Genomic DNA, 4,660 nt, shown 5'->3' on the forward strand with positions numbered 1-4,660 from the left:
CTAATGTGGTGGAGTTACTGCTGCGTCAGTTGCAAAAATTACCGACAGCAACACAGCAAGTTCTCTCCATCGCGGCTTGTGTTGGGTCTGAATTTAATTTAAAGACGTTGGCGCTTACCGCAGAGCGCAACTCCGAAGGAACCGTTTGCGAAAAAGCACCGAAAGCAATTTTTCAGGATTTATTAGAAGCAATACAAGCGGGCTTAATTCAACCTTTGTCTGACTTAGACGAAGATTTGTTGGTTCAAGAGTATAAGTTTTCGCACGACCGCGTGCAGCAAGCGGCTTATGCTTTGATTGATGAATCGCAGAAACAGGTGGTTCATCTTCAAATCGGTCGCAATTTGCTCGAAAAAACTTCACCAGAGCAACGATCTGAGCGGTTGTTTGAAATCATCGATCATCTCAATCAAGGACTTGAGCTAGCCACGGCTCGATCAGAACGAACTGAAATTGCCAGATTGAATTTAAGGGCAGGTCAGAAAGCAAAGGCAGCAACGGCTTATGAAGCAGCTTTTCAGTATTTCACTACAGGGCTTCAACTCCTCAATGCAGAGAGTTGGCAGCGTGAGTATGACCTGACCTTAGCGTTGTACTCAGAAGCAGCAGAAGCGGCGTATCTCCAGGGTTGCTTTGAGGCGATGGAACAGTTGGTAGAAGTGGTACTCGCTCGTGCTAAGACAGTACTTGATAAAGTGCAGGCTTACGATAGCAGCATTCAAAGATATTTGTCACAGGGCAACCTGAACGAAGCACTCAAAATTGGCTTGGAAGTGTTGAAGCTCCTGGGAGTGATTTTACCAGAAAATCCAAGTGAGTTAGATGTTCGAGGCGGATTGGAACCAACGGCGGCACTACTCGCTGAACGAGAAATCGAAGACTTGATTAATTTGCCAGAGATGACTGCACCAGAACCGCTAGCAGCAATGTCAATCCTAGCGAATATAGGGGCTGCTGCATTCATAGTATCGCCAGCACTACTAATACTGATTACTTGCAAAACGGTCAATTTATCAATCACCTACGGGAATGCTATCTGGTCACCACTGTTTTATGCTGCCTACGGGTTGGTTCTATGTGGAGTTGTTCAAGACATTGAATTCGGCTATAAATTTGGTCAATTGGCTCTTAGCGTGGCAGAACGACTGCATACCAAAAAAGGGAATGCTAAAGCATTATTGTTTTCGAGTACCCACGTCATGCACTTGAAGGTACATCTTCGGAACACAATACCACTGCTGTCTGAGGCTTATCAGAACGGAGTGGAAACTGGAGACTTTGAAACTGCTGGTTATGCTGCATATGAGGTATGCTATTACTCGTTTTTTGCCGGTGAGGAACTCACCCAACTAGAACAAAGAACAGCAACCTACAGCAAAGCAGTCAGACAAATTAGACGGGAAAGCCCCTCGAATTGGCTGGCAATGGTGTGGCAGACAACTCTTAACTTGTTAGATCGGTCTGAGAATCCCAGCCGCTTGATTGGTCGGGTATGTGATGAAGAGCAGGCGGTACCACACGCTATTGCAGTTAAGGATGGAATTGCAATTCAAATGTTTTATTTATACAAAGTTGTATTGTGTTATCTATTTGGAGAATATTATCAAGCTGTACAAACTGCTGTTTCGGCAAGGCAATATCTTGAAGAGGTGACAGCGATAAGGGTTTTACCTTCATTCTGTTTCTATCATTCGCTGGTTCTTTTGAGCCTATCACCTGATGCTTCAAACTCTAAAGAAGAAGCTTGGCTAAGCTGTGTTAACACCAACCAAGAAAAAATGCAGAAATGGGCAGAACACGCCCCAATGAATTATCTACATAAATTTTATCTAGTCGAGGCAGAGAAAGCGAGAGTTTTAGGGCAGTTTCTTGAGGCTGAAGAGTTTTATGAACAGGCGATTCAAGGAGCCAGAGAAAATGAATATATCCAGGAAGAGGCGTTAGCATACGAATTGGCTGCAAAACATTATCTAGCGCGAGGTCGGGAAAAGATTGCTCAGCTCTACATGAAAGAAGCACACTACTGCTATGAAAGATGGGGCGCAACTGCTAAAGTCAAAGATTTAGAAAAACGCTATCCACAACTACTCAATTCCAACCTGATTCGGCAATCGAACTCAATCTTGACCGCTAAAACGACTCTTCATCCGACTGCGGCAATCGATTTGGCTGCGGTAATGAAAGCAGCTCAAGCTCTTTCAGAAATCATCCATCTCGATCAATTGATTGCCACGTTAATGCAGGTGGTGATAGAAGATGCCGGAGCCGAAACAGGCGTTCTAATGCTCCTAGAAGACGATCAACTCACTGTGGTGGCTCAGTGTAGTGGGAGTAGACAGTGCAACCTGGAAAAGATCGCTGTTACTGACTGTGCAACGATTCCTGTCCCCGTCATTTACTCAGTAGAACGTACTCAAGAAACTCTGGTGTTTGATGATGCAGTCAGCGAACCATCTTTTTTGACTGATCCTTATATTCAACACCAACAGACGCGATCGCTCCTCTCTATGCCAATTCTCAAGCAAAGTCAGATGATCGGCATCCTTTATCTGGAGAACAATCTCAGTAGCGGAGTGTTTACCCGCGATCGCTTACAAGTCCTCAAACTGTTGATGGCTCAGGCCGCAATTTCACTGGAGAATGCTCGGTTATATGAACAGTTAGCAGACTATACCGAAACATTGGAAAGGAAGGTAGAAGAGCGAACTCAATTCCTACAGCAGGAAATCGCTGAACGTCAACAGACCGAAGCCGCATTACAACAAAGTGAAGCGAATTATCGCAACCTGCTACAAACCGCGAATTCCGTTATCATTCGCTATGATCCGCAAGGACGGATTCGATACATCAACGATTATGGGGTGAAACTTCTGGGCTATGAAGAACATCAGATTGTAGGGCGAACCTTATTCGAAACAATCATTCCAGACATCGAAACCTCTGGACGCGATGTCAAACCCTTTGTCCATAATTTACTGCGTAATCCTCAATCGTACCCGCAATGTGAGAGTGAAAACCTGTGTCGAGACGGTCGGCGAGTTTGGATGTCCTGGTCGAATCAAGCCATCTTCAATGACCAGGGAGCGGTCGTTGAAATCCTGTCGGTGGGCAATGACATTACCCAGCGCAAACAAGCAGAAGAGGCATTACAACGCAGTGAAGCCAAGTTCCGAACAATCTTTGAAAACTCACAGGTCGGCATCTTCCGCACCCGCATCGGTGATGGATTACTTCTCGATGCCAATCAACGCCATGCCAATCTGTTTGGCTTTGATTCACCAGAGGAGATCATTGGGCTTGAACACGTCATAGGCTATTATGCAGATCCCAGCGATCACCAACACCTCATTGAGTTACTGAAGCGGGATCGGGAAGTGCGAAGCTTTGAAGCCCAGATGCGAAAACGAGATGGGACATTGTTTTGGGGGCTTTTCTCTCTTTATCTGAATGCAGACGATGATTACATCGAAGGGGTGATTGCGGATATTAGCGATCGCAAACGAGCAGAAGCCGCGCTGCAAGCCTCTGAAGCAGAACTGCGGGCACTCGTTTCAGCCATTCCCGATCCGCTGTTTGTCCTTACTGCTGAAGGGCGACTGGTCGAAGCAGTCGAAGTGAAACCGAATCAGTTGTATCGACCGATTGAGGAGCAAATTGGTCAAACACTGCACCAGATTTTTGAAAAAGAGCAAGCCGATGAATTCCTGGGTTACGTTCGGCAAGTACTGAGCACCCAACAAACTCTCACGGCCGAGTACAGTACGTTTCTAAATGGGCGAGAAGCCTGGTTTTCGGCTTGCATTGCCCCAATCGACCACGATCAGGTGATTTGGTTAGTGCGAGATATTACGGCGCTGAAGCAAGCAGAAGCAGCCTCAATTTTAGAGGAGCGCAACCGCATGGCACGCGAAATTCACGACACACTCGCTCAGTCGTTTACAGGCATTCTGGCTCAGGTGGGAGCAGCAAAACAGGTGCTCACCGATGATGTAGAAGCAACTGGGGCACATCTAGACCTAATCAAAGAATTGGCGCGCACTGGACTGACTGAGGCGCGGCGATCGGTCGTCGCGCTCCGTCCTCAGCTTTTGGAGGAGGGCAGTTTACAGAGCGCTCTCCATCGTCTCATCGCTCAAATCAGAACTGCCGCCATGGATACCACTTTATATTATGAGATCGAGGGGGCAGTGTATGCTCTCCCGACTGAAGTTGAGAATAACCTACTGCGGATGGGGCAGGAAGCCTTAACCAATGCGCTTAAACATGCCAAGGCTGACGAAATTCGAGTGGAGCTAATCTACGAGCACGATCAGTTTTGCTTGCGCGTGAGAGACAATGGGCAGGGCTTTGGAGTCGGGAGTATTCCATTCTCTGAGGGGTTTGGCTTACTCGGCATGAGCGAACGGGCAGAGCGCATCGGCGCACAACTCACGATTGGAAGTCAACCTGGACAAGGAACAGAGATTATTGTCACCGTCAACCCTTGAGTGAGCATCACGATGAGCCAAGCTACGCCCATTCGGGTTTTGATTGCAGACGATCATGCTATTTTTCGGCAAGGCTTAGCCACGATTATTAACCGTGACCCAGAGATGCAGGTGATTGCCCAAGCCGAAAATGGGGAACAGGCGATCGCGCTCTTTGGGGAACACCAACCGGA

General features: G+C 47.2%; 1 protein-coding gene. It reads left to right on the forward strand.

Annotation, left to right across the window (positions count from 1 at the left end):
* Positions 1-4,487, forward strand: a 4,487-nt coding sequence (locus H6F90_RS29885; protein ID WP_199295628.1) for a PAS domain S-box protein, incomplete at its 5' end; no start/stop codon positions are given.
* Positions 4,488-4,660 lie beyond the last annotated feature (173 nt).

The organism is Trichocoleus sp. FACHB-591 (assembly GCF_014695845.1).
Classification (GTDB): Bacteria; Cyanobacteriota; Cyanobacteriia; order FACHB-46; family FACHB-46; genus Trichocoleus.